At 30.3% G+C, this 18,004-nt stretch carries 17 protein-coding genes; 3 read left to right on the top strand and 14 right to left on the bottom strand.

Translation table 11 applies throughout. The features are described 5' to 3' along the window. Positions 1 to 2: 2 nt before the first annotated feature. From KPL44_RS17020 to KPL44_RS17010, 3 genes are all read right to left on the bottom strand, one after another. A complete protein-coding gene (locus tag KPL44_RS17020) occupies positions 3 to 1,112 on the bottom strand; it encodes an ABC transporter ATP-binding protein (protein ID WP_216252660.1) in 1,110 nt (369 codons plus the stop codon). A gap of 166 nt (positions 1,113 to 1,278) precedes the next feature. Next, the gene (locus KPL44_RS17015) at positions 1,279 to 2,208 is read right to left on the bottom strand and encodes a TIGR01212 family radical SAM protein (RefSeq protein WP_216252659.1); all 930 of its coding nucleotides are present in this window, start codon (positions 2,206 to 2,208) and stop codon (positions 1,279 to 1,281) included. Positions 2,209 to 2,323: 115 nt separating this feature from the next. Continuing rightward, the gene (locus tag KPL44_RS17010; protein WP_216252657.1) at positions 2,324 to 3,388 is read right to left on the bottom strand and encodes an LptM family lipoprotein; all 1,065 of its coding nucleotides are present in this window, start codon (positions 3,386 to 3,388) and stop codon (positions 2,324 to 2,326) included. Between the two features lie 222 nt (positions 3,389 to 3,610). Between KPL44_RS17010 and KPL44_RS17005 the strand changes: the two genes are divergently transcribed. Then, a complete protein-coding gene (locus KPL44_RS17005) occupies positions 3,611 to 4,687 on the top strand; it encodes a YkvI family membrane protein (protein WP_407935024.1) in 1,077 nt (358 codons plus the stop codon). A gap of 71 nt (positions 4,688 to 4,758) precedes the next feature. Next, positions 4,759 to 5,697, top strand: coding sequence for a radical SAM protein (locus KPL44_RS17000; RefSeq protein WP_216252653.1), 939 nt, complete (start codon positions 4,759 to 4,761; stop codon positions 5,695 to 5,697). Between the two features lie 72 nt (positions 5,698 to 5,769). Here the strand turns inward: KPL44_RS17000 and KPL44_RS16995 are convergent, their stop codons facing one another. From KPL44_RS16995 to murI, 7 genes are all read right to left on the bottom strand, one after another. Further along, positions 5,770 to 6,435 carry a phosphatase PAP2 family protein gene (locus KPL44_RS16995; protein WP_216252651.1) on the bottom strand — a complete coding sequence of 222 codons (666 nt, stop codon included), beginning with the start codon at positions 6,433 to 6,435 and terminating at the stop codon, positions 5,770 to 5,772. Positions 6,436 to 6,463: 28 nt separating this feature from the next. After that, entirely contained in the window at positions 6,464 to 8,263 is a 1,800-nt protein-coding gene (locus KPL44_RS16990) for a heme NO-binding domain-containing protein (protein ID WP_216252649.1), read from the bottom strand. Positions 8,264 to 8,470: 207 nt separating this feature from the next. Then, a complete protein-coding gene (locus KPL44_RS16985) occupies positions 8,471 to 9,136 on the bottom strand; it encodes a S24 family peptidase (RefSeq protein ID WP_216252647.1) in 666 nt (221 codons plus the stop codon). Between the two features lie 165 nt (positions 9,137 to 9,301). Further along, entirely contained in the window at positions 9,302 to 9,679 is a 378-nt protein-coding gene (locus KPL44_RS16980) for a DUF3783 domain-containing protein (protein ID WP_216252646.1), read from the bottom strand. 41 nt (positions 9,680 to 9,720) lie between these two features. Next, positions 9,721 to 10,239: a peptidylprolyl isomerase gene (locus KPL44_RS16975; RefSeq protein WP_216124350.1), complete on the bottom strand. Its 519-nt coding sequence runs from the start codon at positions 10,237 to 10,239 to the stop codon at positions 9,721 to 9,723. A gap of 141 nt (positions 10,240 to 10,380) precedes the next feature. Next, a complete protein-coding gene (locus KPL44_RS16970; RefSeq protein WP_216252645.1) occupies positions 10,381 to 10,821 on the bottom strand; it encodes a hypothetical protein in 441 nt (146 codons plus the stop codon). A 192-nt stretch (positions 10,822 to 11,013) separates the two neighbouring features. Then, positions 11,014 to 11,787 carry a glutamate racemase gene (murI, locus tag KPL44_RS16965; protein ID WP_216252643.1) on the bottom strand — a complete coding sequence of 258 codons (774 nt, stop codon included), beginning with the start codon at positions 11,785 to 11,787 and terminating at the stop codon, positions 11,014 to 11,016. A gap of 171 nt (positions 11,788 to 11,958) precedes the next feature. Between murI and KPL44_RS16960 the strand changes: the two genes are divergently transcribed. Then, positions 11,959 to 12,255, top strand: coding sequence for a hypothetical protein (locus KPL44_RS16960; RefSeq protein WP_216252641.1), 297 nt, complete (start codon positions 11,959 to 11,961; stop codon positions 12,253 to 12,255). 75 nt (positions 12,256 to 12,330) lie between these two features. Here KPL44_RS16960 and KPL44_RS16955 read toward each other — a convergent pair whose 3' ends face one another. The 4 genes from KPL44_RS16955 to KPL44_RS16940 form a co-directional block, all read right to left on the bottom strand. After that, the gene (locus tag KPL44_RS16955) at positions 12,331 to 13,794 is read right to left on the bottom strand and encodes a HAMP domain-containing sensor histidine kinase (RefSeq protein WP_216252639.1); all 1,464 of its coding nucleotides are present in this window, start codon (positions 13,792 to 13,794) and stop codon (positions 12,331 to 12,333) included. Beyond that, complete coding sequence (locus KPL44_RS16950; RefSeq protein WP_216252637.1) at positions 13,787 to 14,479, bottom strand: response regulator transcription factor; 693 nt, start codon at positions 14,477 to 14,479, stop codon at positions 13,787 to 13,789. Before KPL44_RS16950 ends, KPL44_RS16955 begins: the two co-directional genes overlap by 8 nt. A gap of 77 nt (positions 14,480 to 14,556) precedes the next feature. Beyond that, positions 14,557 to 16,224 carry an ABC transporter ATP-binding protein gene (locus KPL44_RS16945; RefSeq protein WP_216252635.1) on the bottom strand — a complete coding sequence of 556 codons (1,668 nt, stop codon included), beginning with the start codon at positions 16,222 to 16,224 and terminating at the stop codon, positions 14,557 to 14,559. Further along, positions 16,217 to 17,947, bottom strand: coding sequence for an ABC transporter ATP-binding protein (locus tag KPL44_RS16940; protein ID WP_216252633.1), 1,731 nt, complete (start codon positions 17,945 to 17,947; stop codon positions 16,217 to 16,219). Before KPL44_RS16940 ends, KPL44_RS16945 begins: the two co-directional genes overlap by 8 nt. Between the last annotated feature and the right edge of the window lie 57 nt (positions 17,948 to 18,004).

Raw genomic sequence — 18,004 nt, 5'->3', positions numbered from 1 at the left:
TCCTATACTACCGTTGTTTCAGTTTCTTTATCAAATATATGAATTTTATTTGCATCCAAAGCAATTTTAATTTTATCTCCAACCTTAGCCATAGATGATCCGTTAACTCTTACGACAATATTTGTATCCCCTTTTGACATATAAATATTAGTCTCTGCTCCCATAAGCTCTACAACCTCGACTTTAGCTTCTACAATTGCATCTTTATGTTCCTCAAGGAAAGTAATACCGTCATCAATATCTTCAGGTCTTATTCCCATTATAACAGTTTTACCTATATAGGATTTCTCTCTTATAATTTTAGCTTTATCCTCTGGAAGCACTATAGTTTCATTATTAAAAGTAATAACAATTTTTCCATTTTGCTCTAAAATCTTAGCGTCCATAAAGTTCATTTGAGGACTTCCTATAAATCCAGCAACAAATATATTAACTGGGTGCTCATATATATTATGTGGAGTATCTACTTGTTGAACTAGTCCATCTTTCATTACAACTATTCTTGTTCCCATTGTCATAGCTTCTGTTTGATCATGCGTTACATATACAAATGTTGTTTGAAGTTTATGATGTAGTTTTGATATCTCCGTTCTCATTTGTACTCTAAGTTTAGCATCCAAATTTGATAGTGGCTCGTCCATTAAGAATACCTTCGGATTTCTAACTATCGCTCTTCCAAGTGCTACCCTTTGCCTTTGTCCACCTGATAATGCTTTTGGTTTTCTGTCAAGTAAATGTTCTATATCAAGCGTTTTAGCTACATCCGTAACCTTTTGTTTTATTTCATCTTTTGGCATTTTTCTTAGTTTTAACCCAAATGCCATGTTATCATATACAGTCATATGAGGATATAATGCATAGTTCTGAAAAACCATTGCTATATCTCTATCCTTAGGTGCCACGTCATTTACGACTTTATCGCCAATATATATTTCACCTTTTGATATCTCTTCAAGACCTGCTATCATCCTTAAAGTTGTTGATTTACCACAACCTGACGGTCCTACAAAAACTATAAATTCTTTATCTTCTATTTCAAGATTAAAATCCTTAACCGCTGTTACATTGCCATCATAAATCTTGTATATGTGCCTTAATGATAAACTTGACATAATATATTCCCCCTATATGTTTGTTTTAAATGATTTTCAATATACGTATATTGTAATCCTTTAAATCATATTTATCTATTCCCAATACCCCCAAAAGTGGTGAAGTTAATTTGTAGAAAGACACAAATTGGTACTATAGTAATATAGGACTTGTTTATTAATATTTTCAACATATAAAGTTTTTTCCTTGATATAAATCTAACTCTTTCAGTTTATTATCTATAGCATTTAAGACTTCCCATTTTTTTAAACTCCACATAGGGCCTATTAATAACTCCCTTGGTGCGTCCCCTGTTAATCTGTGTATAACCATATTAGGAGGAAGCATAGTAATTGTTTTACAAATAATATCTACATACTCATCTTGATTTAAAAATTCAAGTTTTTTTTGCTTATAGAGCTCAACCATAGGCGTATTTTCCATAAGATGAAGCAAATGTAGCTTTATCCCCTTTATATCTTTATGTGAAACATAATCTATTGTTTTAAGCATATCCTTGGCACTTTCTCCAGGAAGACCAAATATAGTATGAACCACCACATCAATATTTCTTTTATTAAGCTCACCCAAAGTCTCTTCAAATTTATGTAACTTATAACCTCTATTAATAATTTTTGCACTTTCATCAGAACTTGTCTGCAGTCCTAATTCTACCCACGTGTACACTTTATGCGAATATTCCTCTATTAAGTCTAATACATCATTATCTAAACAATCAGGCCGTGTAGCTATAGCAAGTGCCACTACACCCTCTTGTAATACTGCTTCCTCATATTTTTCCCTTAACACATCAACGCTTGCATATGTATTTGTATACGCCTGAAAATAAGCAATATACTTTCCGGATTTCCATTTCTTACTCATCATAATCTTTATATCTTCAAATTGTCTAGTAATAGAAAACTTTCTATTACCAGCGAAATCTCCGGAGCCCCTCTCGCTGCAAAACAGACACCCCCCACTACTAATAGTTCCATCTCTATTAGGACAAGAAAAACCAGCATCTAAAGCAATTTTAAAAACCTTACTACCGAACTTTTCCCTTAAAAAATAATTTAAACTAAAATATCTTTTATCATTCCATAAATTTTCCACTAACGTCTTCCTTTCTTTTTTAAAAAATATTTAAACAAATAACTAGCCGTTAGACTAGTTATCTGTTTACTAAACTTATGTTAAGTATACCTTATCTCCATAGTGAGTGTATTAATTATAGTTTTTTTACAGTAAAATCCTTTAAACTTAATTTCCATTTTCCAATAATATCTCCTTCTGCTCCATTGCTACTTGGTTTAGGGATTACTTCATATGTCATATCATCCTCGCCGAAAGAAGAAAATATTATTTGAACCTTTTCTATAGGATAATCTTTTTCAAAATTAACTGGGATCATATCCCCATTGTCTACTTTATAAACTCTAATACATTTCCCTGTTTTTTCACTATTATATTGCACAAGCAAAAATTTTTCATCCATTGAAAATGTCATAAATTCGACCTTGCAATCAAATAATAAATCTATTGGTATTAAATCCTTTCCAATTGGTTTTTCTTTAGCCATTACCCCAGATCCTCCACCTTGTGATGATTTTTCTGCACTCCCCTGAACTTCAAGAGACTCATCGATATTGACAATCCCTATAAATGAATTTTTATTATAAGTACTAAATGCAATTTTATCTCCTTCATAGCTAAAATTCATGGGTCCAAATTCTTTTAATGGTACCATTATTTTATATAGCCTTGCTCCATCATCCTTTGAGTATGCATATTTAGGGATTCCAGATACATCAATAATTAAATTTGTCTTTACATTTTTTTTATCTCGAAATCTAATACCTGTACCTTCTAGGAAAGCTTCCTTTTGTGGTGTATTCGTAATTTCGCTTATTTTATATTCAGCTCCATCCTTAACAATTTTAATAGAATATTCATCCACGCAAGATAACGAACTACCTATCGAAGTCCTAGTAACCCTTACCTTAAAAACTCCACTTCTGCCAATCTCATTACTTTCTGTAACTTTATACCCTTTTATTTTCATATTGCTAATTGGCAAATCAGTAGCTTTACAATACAAATCCTTAGTATATAATTTTTTACCATTTTCAAAATCTTCTTTCATTATAAAATTCATATAACTTAAAACTACATTGGTTGCAGTTTTAATTTCAAATGTATTTACTTTTGGCTTATCTTCTTCCTTTTTATTTGAGCATCCCGCGATCGACAAAATACAAAATAGTATTAATAAACAACTTAAAAATTTTTTCAATATTTCCACTCCTTTCAATTTATTTTTAATTATAAATATACTTAATATTTATAATTAAAAATAATTTGTTATATTATAGTTTCCCTCAAACTAAATTTTTAATTTATAAAATTATTATTTTCATTGAAATAATTGTTTTTTATTAAATAACACACATATATTTATAGATATAAGCATCTTATTTAAGTGTGACTCTAAATTTAATAATTTTGTGGAGGAGATATCTTGAAAAAAACGATTGGTTTAATATTTCAAACCGCGGCTGTATTTATTGGCACTATAGTAGGTGCAGGACTTGCTTCTGGTCAGGAAATAACTCAATTTTTCAGTACTTATGGATATGTGAGTTTTTATGGGATTCTTGTATGTTGTTTAATCTATATTATAGTAAGTTCAATCATTGTTTCTATTAGCCTAAAACATAAATTAAGTTCCTATACCGAGCTTATAACTCTCGTAAGCCCAGGTTTTTTCGGTATAATCACAGATGTTTTCACAAGTTTTTTCTTAGTAAGTGGTGGTGCCGTAATTCTCGCTGGAAGTGGTGCACTTCTTCACCAATATTTTGGTATTTCAAAATGGGTAGGAATTTTACTTATGGCTATAATCTCTTTATATACCGTGCTTAAGGATACTAAAGGATTAATAACTATAAATTCATTTATAGTTCCAGCCTTAATTACAATTATTGTAACTATATTCATTTTATATTTGCTATTTTACAAAGATATGGTAAGTGCTACTTATATAAAGCAAATTCCCTCATATAAAGATAATATAATACCTGCTCAATGGTTTTTTTCAGCTTTGCTTTATGCAGGTTTTAATATGTTATGTTGTAGCGGTGTACTAGTCCCACTAAGTCAAGAAATTAAATATAAACGAGTTCTTATTACTGGCGTTATACTAGGAGCCTTCGGACTAACTATCTTATGTTATTTGATAAATACAATGCTTTTATTAAATATTCCTCAAATTTTTAAATATGAAATTCCTCTTCTTTATATAACACACCGTTTTGGCATGTTAATGCAGATCCTTTTGCTTTGCGTAATCTTTTGTGAAATGTTTTCAACTGAAGTTTCCAATATCTATAGTGTTGGAAAAACTTTAGAGAAAAAGTTTAATATTTCTTATAAGAAAGCTGTTTTATTAATAGTTGTTGTAGCTTTGCCTATCTCTCAAATTGGCTTTAAAACTCTAATCAAAGTCCTCTATCCTGGTTTTGGTGCAATAAGTTTTATATTTTTAATTCAATGCATTTTGTTTTATAAGAAAACTACTAAAAGACAAAATTGACATTGTATATATCAAAGTTGTACAATTCTTATATATTCTAAGACTTGTAATTATAAAGCAAGGAGATAAAAATGATAAATAAAAACACAGAAAAATTAGATGACTCACCCTCTTTAGACATACTAAAAAAATGCAATTTATGTCCTAGGAAATGTTTTGTTAATAGATTAGATGATGAATTAGGCTATTGCAACGCTTCTGGGTATATAAAAGTAGCTAAAGTTTCTTTGCATTATTGGGAAGAACCTTGTATTTCAGGTGAATTAGGTTCTGGCACTGTATTTTTTTCACATTGTAATCTGAAATGTGTATTTTGCCAAAATTATAAAATAAGTCATGATGGCTATGGAAAAACAATATCTATAAATCGCCTTAGTGAAATTTTTTTAGAGCAGCAGAAAAGAGGCGCACTCAATATAAATTTGGTTACGCCAACTCACTACGTCCCCCAGATAATAGAATCCTTAAAACTGGCTAAACAAAATGGTCTTAGTATTCCTATTCTCTATAATTCAAATGGATATGAAAATATAGACACTATTAAGTCACTCAAAGGATTCATTGATGTTTACCTGCCAGACTTAAAATATTATGCAGACAAATATGCTCTTAAATATTCAAAAGCACCTAATTATTTTAATACTGCAAGTAAAGTTATTACTGAAATGGTCTCTCAAGTAGGGAATGTAAAATTTGATGATAATGGGATAATTCAAAAGGGAGTAATAATTAGACATCTAATGCTGCCTGGCTTATTATTTGATTCTAAAAAAGTAATAGACTTTATACACGCTACCTTTAATGATGATGTTTATATTAGCTTAATGAATCAATATACCCCTATACATGTAGACGCTAACTTTCCTGAAATAAACAAGACCCTAAACCAGAATCATTATGATGCTTTAATAAACTACTGCTTAAACTTAGGGATAACAAAATGTTTTGTTCAAGATAACGGAACTTCCTCGCCTGATTTTATACCCGATTTTAACTTAAGTGGAGTATAACAAATACCATTGTAACCTGTTTCATCTTCTAATAATTAAAGGTCTCCATGATTTAATCATGGAGACCTTTAATTATTCTATATAAGTTATGCTTTCATCTTTATGAAAATTAAATTTCAAATTTTTAAAACAAAAATATAAAATGAAAGCAAATATTATGCCCGCAATAACATCTGCAAAATAATGTTGCTTTATAAACATAGTAGATAAAACTATAGAGAAAGACATAATACTACAAATCACCTTTATGCATTTGCTAACCATTTCTGATTCATAAATATACAAAGTTATAAGCACTGAATTTAAAACATGAATACTAGGAAAACAGTTGTAGGGGTTATCAGCCGCGTATAAACTCAAAACCAAATTGCTAAAAAAATCTGTTCCTACTATTATTGGTCTTGGAACATATGTTGGATAAAAATAGTATATTATGTAGCACATAATCATACCTAGGTCTAACGTTATAAGTAGTTTAAAATACTTTTCTTTATCATATATACATAATATAACTGAAAAAATTGCTATAAATACATACCAAGATATATAAGGTAATATAAAAAACTTATTAAAAGGTATGAGTTTATCTACAAATGTAAATAAGTCGTTAGTATTTCCTCTATATTGATTAATCAGAGGATAAGTCAAACTTATTAATGGTATGCTTAATGCAAACATTCCTCTTTTAATAACATCTTTCCATTGATATGTTACGGCTTTCTTTTGTAATTGTTCCATCTTCTTTCCCCTGCTTCCCTAACAATAACTATATCTTATATTTCTTTAAATCCTCTTTAAATGAACTTGTTATCTTTTTGAACTCATATATACTGTCTATTAGCTTCTTAATTTCATTTGTATAAGTTCCAACACTTGCACTTACCTCTTCTGATGATGCAGAATTTTCTTCTGAAATTGCGGCTAAGGACTCTATTGTTTCATATATGTTTGCAATAGATTTAGCTTCTCTATCTAACTCATTTATAGTATCTATCATTGCTGTTGAAACTGTTCTAACAGACATAGTAGCCTCATAACTTATATCCCTTACGTCCTCTAGACCCTTAGTCTCATTTTGCAAAATATCATATTGATCACCAATTTTATCAACAAGTACATTTATATCCTTAACAAACTCAATCAAATTGCTGTTGATTTCTTCCACAGCGCTCTTAGACTGTTCTGCAAGCTTTCTAACTTCATCTGCGACAACAGCAAATCCTTTTCCTTGTTCGCCTGCACGCGCAGCCTCTATGGATGCATTAAGAGCAAGTAAGTTTGTTTGCTCAGAAATTTGAGAAACAATCGATACTATGCTTGTTATGTCATGAGCCTTAGTTTCAAGCTTTATCCCATTATCTTTAACTTCTTGAAATTTTTCTAAAGTTCCAAGTATATTTTTACTTGTTTTATTTACACTTTCATAGCTATTATTTATTTTTCCAAGAGCTTTTTCTAATTCATCCTTGTTGTCATTCTCATTTTTAACAATATCTTTAAGCGATCTAATATTATCATTTAAGATTAAAACAGCATTTTCAGTACTCTCAGCTTGGCTTACAGAAGTATCTGCCATTTGTTCAACTACTCCTGATATATCCTCTGAAGTATCTTTCATTCTACTAGAAATCGTATTTATATTTTGCGCAAAAGTATCCATCTCATCAGTTACACCTTTAAACTCAACAAAATCTGCTCTAAATCCTTTTTTATATTTCTTAATATTTTCGTATAACTCTTCGTACTCATCGCAAGTTACAATATCTCCATCTTCAACATAATTATTGCTATTAATCTGGTCTATAGTTTGCATAATTAGCTTTGCAGGTCTTCCCATTATAAACGACGCAAGACTTGATGCTAGTCCAGAAATGATAGAGAAACCTAATACTTTTAAAATATCACCTGTACCAATTAACATCATTGCCCCAATTAAAGCTACAATAAATGTAAATAGGCCTACTTTACCATGAGTATTATTAATAAAGCCTAATGATAGGATTTTATTAATTTTATATGTTTTTTTATAATAAATATCCTTATCAAACGTAAGCTTTAAACTTAAGCTATCTGAAGTTTTATCTAATTGCTCAATTTGAACTTTTTCATTAAAATACTCACATGTACCATCTAATAGTCCTAAAAAATAATCAAACATCGCTCTCTTAGAATTATAAGTGAAAATAGCTTCCCTACTTGAAATAGGAGTTATCCCTACTAACGGTGGTTTAGCCCCGGCAAATTTTTTTGTCATTACAACATGTATATCAAACAGCGATTTTAAAAACGAATATACATTTTCAGTGTTAAAAAATGCAGGAAAATCTCTATGAAACGCAGTCAAATTATCTTTTCCTATTGTTCTCCATAATACATCAATAGGTATATTTTGGTTTTTAGATATATCGCCAATTACATTTTTAACTTGGCTATCATCTATGTTCTCCACCGGTGAAAATATTTTCCGAGCTTTCCACCCCACAGATTTCATCGCATTATTAACCGTATCGTCGCCATAAAGTTTTCTACAAGTTTTCATCCAAGTAGCCACTACTGTTCCTTTCATAATACTATCCCCCCCTTGTTCCTCTACTGATTATCCTTTATTTTTTAAATCAATAGTTAATTCCCCATTATTACATGCTTCATGCATACTTTCTATTATAAACTATCAGTAGTGTTTTGTTAATACTATTAATTATTAATTAATCATTTTTCTTCTATACTTAATGTAAAGTTCATTTATAAATAGTATATCTATCATAAAAAATAATTATAACTTAAACTGTATGCTATCTAGTTTTGCAATTACCTTTATGTCATTATGAGGAACTGTATCTGTTTTTAATGAAATTCTATTACTTATTAATAGCACTTTGTTACTATCTAGTTTTTTTATCTGCCTTAATACTCTTTCTCCATTATAATCTAATAATGAAATAGAATTGTTTTCAATTTCATGAGTCAAATGTGCGAAAGCAATATCTCCACTACAAATTCTGAACCCAAGCATATCATCATTTTCTATTTCTAAAAATAATACTTTATCTTGAGCGTATCCTTCTACTTTATTTGATATTATTGGCATTTGTTTCTTACCTATAGCTTTAGCTAAATCATATTTATAAATAGCAACATCTTTTAAAACTGAACTAAATGCATCATTCCAAACTTCATTTACTTTTCCTGCGATTGGTCTCTCAAGTTTTGGATTTCTTTCCTCACTTTCCAAAGCATCTTCAAATGCCACAGATCTATCTTCTATTTCTTCTCCTAAAATTTTAGATATTTTTTCTAAAAGTTTTTCATTTATAACTTTTTTTCCTAATTCAATATCATTAATAAAACCTTCAGAAACTCCGATTTTTTTACCTAATTGTTTTTGGCTTACCTCTTTTGTTTCTCTTACTTGTTTAATCCTGTCTCCTACTCTACTCATAATTTTCCGCCTTTCCAATTGAATAATTGTTTTTAATCATTTAATTATAATTTTACACCATTTCGGGTATATATAAAAATTTTTATTTAAATTTTATATTTATATATACAACGAAATATAAATCCTCTGCTTATAGCAGAAGATTTATATTTTGGACCCTGTACTTTATTTACTTTTCTTGTAAGCTTCTCTTTCTGCAATCAGATGATGCATAAGATAACTAACTTTCCAGTTAATAGATGTTGGTGTAACTGCTGCAAGTATTGTATCGCTGCTTTTAATTTGTCTTATATCATCAATTAGCTCATACAATTCCTTATCCGCAAAGTTACTAAATATAAGTAGTTTTTCATTAGGTAATTCAGTATTATCCTCTAATTTTTTAACATCTCGTAATACTTCCCTAATTGTTACGTTACCCATATTTTTCTCAATTATTCTGCAAGGTAATATATTTTGTTTTACTAGTAAATCATTAAATTTTTCTTCCTCTGCACCAGTTAGTCCATATGCAAGGATAACTTTTTCATTAATAAGATCCACGCTATATTCCCCCTACAATTTATTATTTTATTTATATATATCTACTTTATTTTTTTTGGTTCACTGTACTTAATTCCTAAAGTATCAACACTCATATCTTTTATCTTTTGCTCTTTGTTTGGTTTATCTCTAAAATCTCTTTTGACATTAGCTATTTCTAAAGCATTTTCCATTCCCTCAGTTACTTTACCAAAAGCTGCATAACTTCCATCTAAATGATAAGAATTAGCTACCATAATAAAGAACTGGCTTCCTGCTGAATCTGAATCATTAGATCTAGCCATTGATAAAACACCAGTTGAATGTTTTAAATCATTTTTAAATTTATTAGAAGAGAACTCACCCTTTATAGAATAGTCTGGTCCACCAACGCCTGTTCCTTCAGGACAGCCCCCTTGAATCATAAACCCTGGGATTACTCTATGAAAAACAAGTCCATTATAAAAGCCCTTATTTATAAGGCTAATAAAATTATTTACCGTGTTTGGTGCAACCTCTGGATATAACTCAGCCTTTATCACTTTTCCATCTTGCATATTAATTGTTACTATTGGATTCATATATTTACCTCTCCTCTTGTTATGTATTCATTATAAATTATATCACATTTTATATCATTTACTATTTTATATATATAAGGACATCCTTAAAAATAATTAGTAAGCCCTACCTATTTTTAAGAATGTCATCCTATTCAAAAGTTAAATCATCTCCTTACCAACGCTTATTTGTAAACTCATTTTTTCTTGTGGTTCTTCTAATTTTATTTGGATATTTCCTCCAGGAAGTATTATCAAAGAATATTTTTCTAGCATGTCTATCTCTCGATTTATGTCAATATTAACTATATCTATTTCTAAGTTATCTAATGGTTCTCCTTTGTCATACTTATAGCCAATATTTAACCCCTCGAATGTAGTTGTATCTTTCAATTGTTTATCATCATTTGTAATAATTAAATGCGCAATGTTCTTATTCTCTTCAAATTTACATACTAGATGATTTATAACGCATAAGAAATTATTTTGCACGGGATTGTCTATAGTTATGCAATTAATTTTATTTATCCTTTCAATTTTCATATTAAATGTATCCTGATCTACGTAGTATTCATTATCTTTCTTCAATTGAAATACTCTCATTTTATCACCTTATTTCTGTTGTTTCTTTGTATAGTTTATACTATTCACCTAGTCATACAATTGCTATAATTAATTTAATTTTAGATATATATCACATACACTATTAAAAACAAAAACAGTCTAAAACTAATTCAAATAGTCTTAAACTGCTTTTATATATACAATACTTTCTCTTAAATCTTTTTAATAAGATTATAGTTTTAATAATTTATAACTTAAATCTATTGTATTATCATTCGTAGAGGAACTATATATAGTTACAATACCCTTTGTCTTCTTTTCATTTAAGAGATTATTACGAGTAAGTTGTCTTTTTAGTTGATTCACAGTGCCTATACTTCCATCAATTATAATAGTTTTTTCTCCAACGATCTTAATTAATTCTTTTTTTATAAATGGATAATGAGTGCACCCAAGTACTATAGCTGCTACATCTAAATGACTAAACTCTTTTAACTTTCCTTTTAAGTACTCATTAATTTCATCGCCATCTATAATTCCATTTTCGATAAGCTCAACTAGGCCCGCACAAGGCAAGGGTATTATATCGACTTCTTTATTGTACAACTTCATTAAATTATCAAACTTTTTTTCAGTTAAAGTCATCGGCGTTGCCATAATAATTACACTTTTACCCCTGCTAACTTCTACAGCAGGCTTTAGTGCTGGCTCTATACCAATTATAGGTATATCTTTATATTGCCTTCTAAGTGCATCAATAGCCGCACTAGTAGCAGTATTACAAGCAATCACTACTACTTTTACGCCTTTCTCCAAAAGAAAATCTACCGCTTTAAAAGTTAATTTTCTAACCTCATTTACATTTTTAGTTCCATAGGGTGCATTTAATGAGTCTCCAAAATAAACAAAATTTTCATTTGGAAGCACTTTTAAAGATTCTTTTAACACACTTATTCCGCCTACTCCTGAATCAAAAAATCCTATCGGTCTTTCTCTATTATTCACATTATCACCACCATATTAAAATTAACAATTTTATAATCTATAATTTATAACAAATCAAATATATTTATTTGTGTACAAGCATTTATTAGTCACATATACGCATTCTCATAAATAATATGTTATTGAGTCTACCCATTTAATTTAAATTATACCATAAAAGGAGGAAGTGTTATGCCTTCAGGCCCTAATTTATACAAAATTAAAGATTCAATAAGCAACGGAATCGAGGTTTTATCAAACAAATCTGAAGATTTTATTGAAATATCCAAACTTAAATATAAACTCCATTCTGAAGAAAATAATATGGATAATCTCTATCGAGATCTTGGAAAAGAATTATATTCAATTTTCAAAAGTAATAGTCGTATTGATTCGTCTTTATTAGATTACTGTAATGCCTTAAAAAAAATAGAAAATCGTATAAAGAATCTTGATAAAGAAATTAACAAAGTAAATAGAAGTAAATAAATGATATAAAAGCATATTAAACTGCACCCTACCTAGAAGGCAAGGTGCAGCTAGCTTATATTTAAAACTCCTAATCTATATATTATCTATGCTCTTATTTAATTTTATTATAAACTTGCAACCCTTATTTATATCCTGCACTAAAGTTATACTTCCTCCATGTTTTTCAATTATTGCTTTTGATATTGCAAGACCAAGCCCTGTACCACCATTCCTAGAATTTCTCGTAGTATCTACACGAACAAAAGGTTCAAAAATGTTTCCTTGAAATTCCTTAGGTATTCCTACTCCATTGTCCTCAATAATAATTGAAGCAACATTATTATCTAATAAAAGCTTGATACTAATAGTAATACCTGGGCTATTGTATTTAATGCTATTTAATAAAATATTACTTAATGCTCTATCTAAGTTCTTTCTATCAAATAGAATTTCCACTTCATCTTCCGTGATATTAAATTCATATAAAACGCCTTTTTGCTCCATAATTGGAACATATCCTGCAATGAGTTCTCGTAAAAACTCACCTATATCATGATTGCTTACATCTAATTTATATTCTGTACTTTCAACACGTGAAAATTCAAAGAGATCTTGAATTAGGTCGTTTGCTCGCCTGCTATTGTTGTTAATAACTTTTAATAATTTATTTCTATCCTCTATTTCAATATCATCATTCTCTAATAAGAATTCTGAATATCCGAGTATACTTGTTAATGGATTTTTTAAATCATGCGATATATCAAGGATCATCCTTTTCCTATTATGCTCTGCCTTCTCCTTTAACAACTTCTCCTCTTGTATCTTTTCTGCCATTAAATTAAATGCGTCCTTTAATTGCCCAATTTCATTTAAAGAGTTAATTTCAACCCTTGTCGAATATTCTCCATTTTTTACAGTGTTAACACCCTTTAAAAGTTTTTTTAATGGTTTTACAAACATCATTGATGTTAGTTTAGAATAAAGTACCATTGTAGATAATAAAAATATAAATATTATAAATGGAAATATTGTTAAAAAAGTAAATCCATTATTCTTACGTTTACTAACCTCTTCCAATTGCTGCTTATGTTCGAAGCCCCATGTATAAGCATCAAATATACTGTTCGGCATAGCTGTAATTAGGATAAACTCTTTCTTCGTGCCATATTTACTAGAATAAAAATAACCATCCTTTAAATTGTTAGTAATCATATCTTGATAATACTTTTGTGGGTATTTAAATCCCACTTTATGCTTACTACCATTTTCCATAACGATAACTAAATTTTTATCAAGCACTTCAACATAGCCCTTATGTTTTATAAAATTTGTTACGTTTATATCTTTATAATTTTGCTTTATAATATACTCAGCGGTTGCTTTATCTGTTGGAAGATCCACATAATTAGCAGAAAAATAAACCAATAAAGTTACCATTGTTAGCATAAATATTGCAATTATAATAATTAGAAATATAATATAATTTTTAAATAATTGAGTAGCCATTTTCTTGCTCTTAAAGTAAAGTCCTATTTTTTTTAACTTTTTTCTATTCATTATGCTGTAACTCCATTTTATATCCTATACACCTTATTGTTTTTAAATATTTTGGATTTTTAGGGTCTTCTTCAATCTTTTCCCTAATATGGCTTATGTGTACCATGATAGTGTTTGAGTCCCCGTAATATGGATTACACCATACTATTTCATATAACTGTTTTTTAGTGTATACCTTCCCTGGATTCTCTAAAATAAACTCTAATAACCTATATTCCTTTGGATTTAAAGCTAAAGGAATATTATTTTTATAAATACAACAACTATCCTTGTCTAGCATTAACTCTCCAACAACTATTGCAGTTTTATGAGTTTTATTAGAATATTTATAATACCTTCTGAGCTGAGCCTTAACCCGTGCAATTATTTCAATAGGACTAAATGGTTTTATTACATAATCATCCGCCCCTAGTCCTAGTCCTAGTATTTTATCTGCCTCTTCTTCCCTTGCAGTTATAAAAATTACTGGAATTTCACTAGTTTCTCTAATCTTTTTAAGAACTTTAAATCCATCAATTTTCGGAATCATAACATCAAGTAGTGCAATGTCTATATCTTTATTTTCAAATATATTTAAAGCTTGAAGACCATCTTCTGCCGTAAAAATCTTATATCCTTCTTTTGATAAATGAATTTCTAGCAATTCTCTTATATCTTGTTCATCCTCTACAATTAAAATATTCATTATGTATCCCTCCCATCTTTATACATTGTAACCCCAAAGTTAACTTCAACTCAAATAAAATATTTAATCATATAATACTACCCGGCAACAATACTCTGTTGCTCTTCTTCACCCATTCTAAAAACTCTGTCCGCGTTTTCAATAGTTGAGAGCCTATGCGCAATGATTATAGTTGTTCTGGTCTTTCCATATTCATCTATAGTACTTTTAATAAGTCTTTCCGACTCCGAATCAAGGGCTGATGTGGCTTCATCTAATAAAAGTATAGGCGCATTTTTAATGATAGCCCTTGCAATAGCTATTCTCTGACATTGTCCACCGGACAGTCTTATGCCTCTTTCACCAACAAATGTCTCATATCCTTGTGGCTGCTGCCTTATAAAAGTGTCTGCATTTGCTGCTCGTGCTGCTGCAAATATTTCTTCATCCGTGGCATCTTCTCTTCCATATCTAATATTCTCCATAATCGTAGTGTTAAAAAGTGTCGCTTCCTGTGGCACATAAGCAATCATATCACGGATTTCACTCAAAATCATATCAGAAAGGTTCTTTCCACCGATAGATATCCCTCCGGAATTGATTTTATAAAATCCAAGTAAAAGCTTTGCAACAGAGCTCTTTCCACTTCCGCTTTCCCCAATAATTGCTAGTGTTTCGCCTTCTTTTACGGAAAGGTTAAAATCCTTTAGCACCAATTTATCTTGCGTATATCCAAAGTTAACCTGATAAAATTGAATATATTCTGCTTGATTAATGTGCTCGGCTTCCCATTTTAAAGGTTCTTCTTCTATGTCAAGAAAATCGTATATTCTCTCTGTTCCTGCAAGACTATTGTAAAACATCGGATAATACTGACCAAACTCTCTAAAATTTGCATCGAGAGCTGTTTGTAAAGTCATTATTGCAAGGATATTACCATATGTAGTAAGTCCCTGTTTTACCATTATTGTTCCAAGCAAAAGAAAGACCAATATATTCAACATAGATATAAAAAAATTATAGGAAGTTAGCAACGCTGTTATTTTACTATTTTTCAGACTAAGCCTAGAAACTTCACTGTTATCTTTCTTAAACTTCTCTCTCATACTGCCGGCAAGTTGATACATTTTTATTATTGACATGCCGCCTACAATATTTCCTATGGTAACTGTCATATTACTCATTTGTTTCTGAATTTCCTTAGTTGTTGCTTTGAGCTTTTTAGCTATGTAGGTATTCGCAGTAAGTGTAATTAGGTTCAATGTTAATATTATAAGTGTAATTCTGTAATCAAATACGAACATAGGAATCAAATAGATCACTATGGTTGCAAGCGAAGCTACCGTACGTCTAAAGTGTCTCATGAAAATTACAGCTACCACCCATGTATCATTTTCAAAGATAGACAATACCTCACCGCTATGTCTCTTTTCATAATAATTCACATCTATTTTATTAAACTTCTCATACACAGCCTTATTCAAGTTACAATGACCATATTTTGCCCTGCCATTAAACATAAATGTAAACACAGGAAGCAACAACACCATTAAGATCATATAAATCACAAGCATAGCAATCATTTTAAAAATGAACCACATACTCTCTGGTGCACCAATATCAAGTAGCATCTTTAAAAGATACGATTCTAACAATGCACTACTTGATTGTAACAGTATCATTCCTATTATACCCGTAAAATACACAAAGTAATGGCCTTTTAGAAACACGAAAGTATTCTTCAAATCTTTATACAATTCATGCATCTTGCTCACCTGTATTACCTAAGACTTGATTGCTATAGAGCATAGTATATACCCCCTTCTTTTCTAATAGACCTTCATGTGTTCCATTTTCAGCTATAATGCCATGGCTTAATACATATATTTCATCTGCATTAATGATCGTTGATAAGCGGTGCGCTATGAGAATGACTGTTTTTCTTTCACTATAATTTTCGATGGCCTTTTGGATTAGCTTTTCTGATTCTACATCAAGGGCTGATGTCATTTCATCTAGCAAAAATATAGGTGCATCCTTTAAAAAAGCACGTGCAATGGCGATGCGCTGTTTCTGACCTCCTGAAATATTAGTTCCTCTTTCAGATAAAACCGTCTGATATCCCTCTGGCATACTCATTATAAAATCATGGGCATAGGCTTTTTCAGCCGCTTGTATTATTTCATTAAATGAAGCGTCAGGCTTACCATAGGCAATATTTTGAGCAACTGTCCCTTCAAAAAGATATGTTTCTTGCGCTACATAGGAAATATTCTTTCTTGCCTTCTCAATGTCCCACTCCATTATATTCTTACCAAATAAACGTACTTCGCCTTGGGTAGTTGTATGAAATCCCAATAACAACTTAAATAAAGTACTCTTACCGCTTCCACTGGAGCCGACAAGTGCAACTGTTTTTCCTTTTGGTATAACCAAACTTATATCATTGAGTACATTGTCTGACGTTTTATTATCTTTACCATAGGAAAAAGAGACGTTATGAAGTTCAAATGCTATCTCCCTTTCAAAAGCTTCTCCTGTTCCAAAGGCTTCTTCGCTAAGTTCCACAATTTCCATCACTCTGTCCACAGAAACCATGGCTTCTTTAAACTCGGTTACATATCTTGTAAGTTCTGAAAGGGGTTTTGATACATTCTGTAGCAACAAGATAAAAGCTACCATTTCACCATTTGTAATATTGCCCTTATAAGCATTATAAAACCCTAACATTATGGAAACAAACATAGGTGCTGACCTAATGACATATTTATAAGGTCCTGCTTTGACCACTAACTTCTCATAAGCTACAAAATATGAAGTTGCCTGTTCCATATTTTCATCAAAATATTTTTTACGTCTTCCTCTAAGGTTATATGCTTTCTCAATTTTAATACCATTTACAGTGTCTTGTGCGATTCCCATAACCTCATCCATCTTCTTGCTGAACTTTTCCATTGTATCATAAGTAGGTGCTGCCACCTTCTTAGCAACTGCCACTGCAACAGGTATACATAGAGCACTTACAAGTGTCATTGTAATATTAAGTGTTAAAAGATATATAAAACAGCAGACAAAAACAATCATGTTGCTTAAAAATTCTGGCAATCCTCCAGACATATAATCGGCTACGCTACTCATATCATGAAGTATTCTATTGTTGACACTGCCTGAAGATTCATTTTCAAAATACTCATATTTGCTGTTTATTAGCTTATCATTGGTTATATTTCTAAGCTTCTCTATCAGTCCAATTGAAAACTTAGAGCTAATAATCACCCCACTATAGCTTAGTCCAACTCCAAAAACCGTTATAATTACAAATTGAACAAATATTCCAAGCATCTTTCCCTCCCCAATGCCATGGTCCACTGCATTTTTTGCAAAATTACTAACTATGATTGTTATAGCTGCAATCCCTATATTCATTAGGAGTTGCAGTATAAACAACGCTTTCTTATCTGACAGCTTCCATATCTTTAATATATTCATTCCCTAATACCCCCCCTGGTTAGTAAAACATAATTTATTTGTTTATTGTTTACCTAT

This window comes from Clostridium sp. DSM 17811 (assembly GCF_018861905.1).
GTDB lineage: Bacteria > Bacillota > Clostridia > Clostridiales > Clostridiaceae > Clostridium_AD > Clostridium_AD frigoriphilum.
This window is presented reverse-complemented; position numbering and strand designations above follow the sequence as displayed.

Excerpts from the sequence above, each read along its gene's own strand:
- KPL44_RS17020 (WP_216252660.1), bottom strand. The coding sequence starts at position 1,112 with ATGTCAAGTTTATCATTAAGGCACATATACAAGATTTATGATGGCAAT.
- KPL44_RS17000 (WP_216252653.1), top strand. The coding sequence starts at position 4,759 with ATGATAAATAAAAACACAGAAAAATTAGATGACTCACCCTCTTTAGAC.
- KPL44_RS16995 (WP_216252651.1), bottom strand. The coding sequence starts at position 6,435 with ATGGAACAATTACAAAAGAAAGCCGTAACATATCAATGGAAAGATGTT.
- KPL44_RS16990 (WP_216252649.1), bottom strand. The coding sequence starts at position 8,263 with ATGAAAGGAACAGTAGTGGCTACTTGGATGAAAACTTGTAGAAAACTT.
- KPL44_RS16985 (WP_216252647.1), bottom strand. The coding sequence starts at position 9,136 with ATGAGTAGAGTAGGAGACAGGATTAAACAAGTAAGAGAAACAAAAGAG.
- KPL44_RS16975 (WP_216124350.1), bottom strand. The coding sequence starts at position 10,239 with ATGAATCCAATAGTAACAATTAATATGCAAGATGGAAAAGTGATAAAG.
- KPL44_RS16970 (WP_216252645.1), bottom strand. The coding sequence starts at position 10,821 with ATGAGAGTATTTCAATTGAAGAAAGATAATGAATACTACGTAGATCAG.
- KPL44_RS16960 (WP_216252641.1), top strand. The coding sequence starts at position 11,959 with ATGCCTTCAGGCCCTAATTTATACAAAATTAAAGATTCAATAAGCAAC.
- KPL44_RS16955 (WP_216252639.1), bottom strand. The coding sequence starts at position 13,794 with ATGAATAGAAAAAAGTTAAAAAAAATAGGACTTTACTTTAAGAGCAAG.
- KPL44_RS16950 (WP_216252637.1), bottom strand. The coding sequence starts at position 14,479 with ATGAATATTTTAATTGTAGAGGATGAACAAGATATAAGAGAATTGCTA.
- KPL44_RS16945 (WP_216252635.1), bottom strand. The coding sequence starts at position 16,224 with ATGCATGAATTGTATAAAGATTTGAAGAATACTTTCGTGTTTCTAAAA.
- KPL44_RS16940 (WP_216252633.1), bottom strand. The coding sequence starts at position 17,947 with ATGAATATATTAAAGATATGGAAGCTGTCAGATAAGAAAGCGTTGTTT.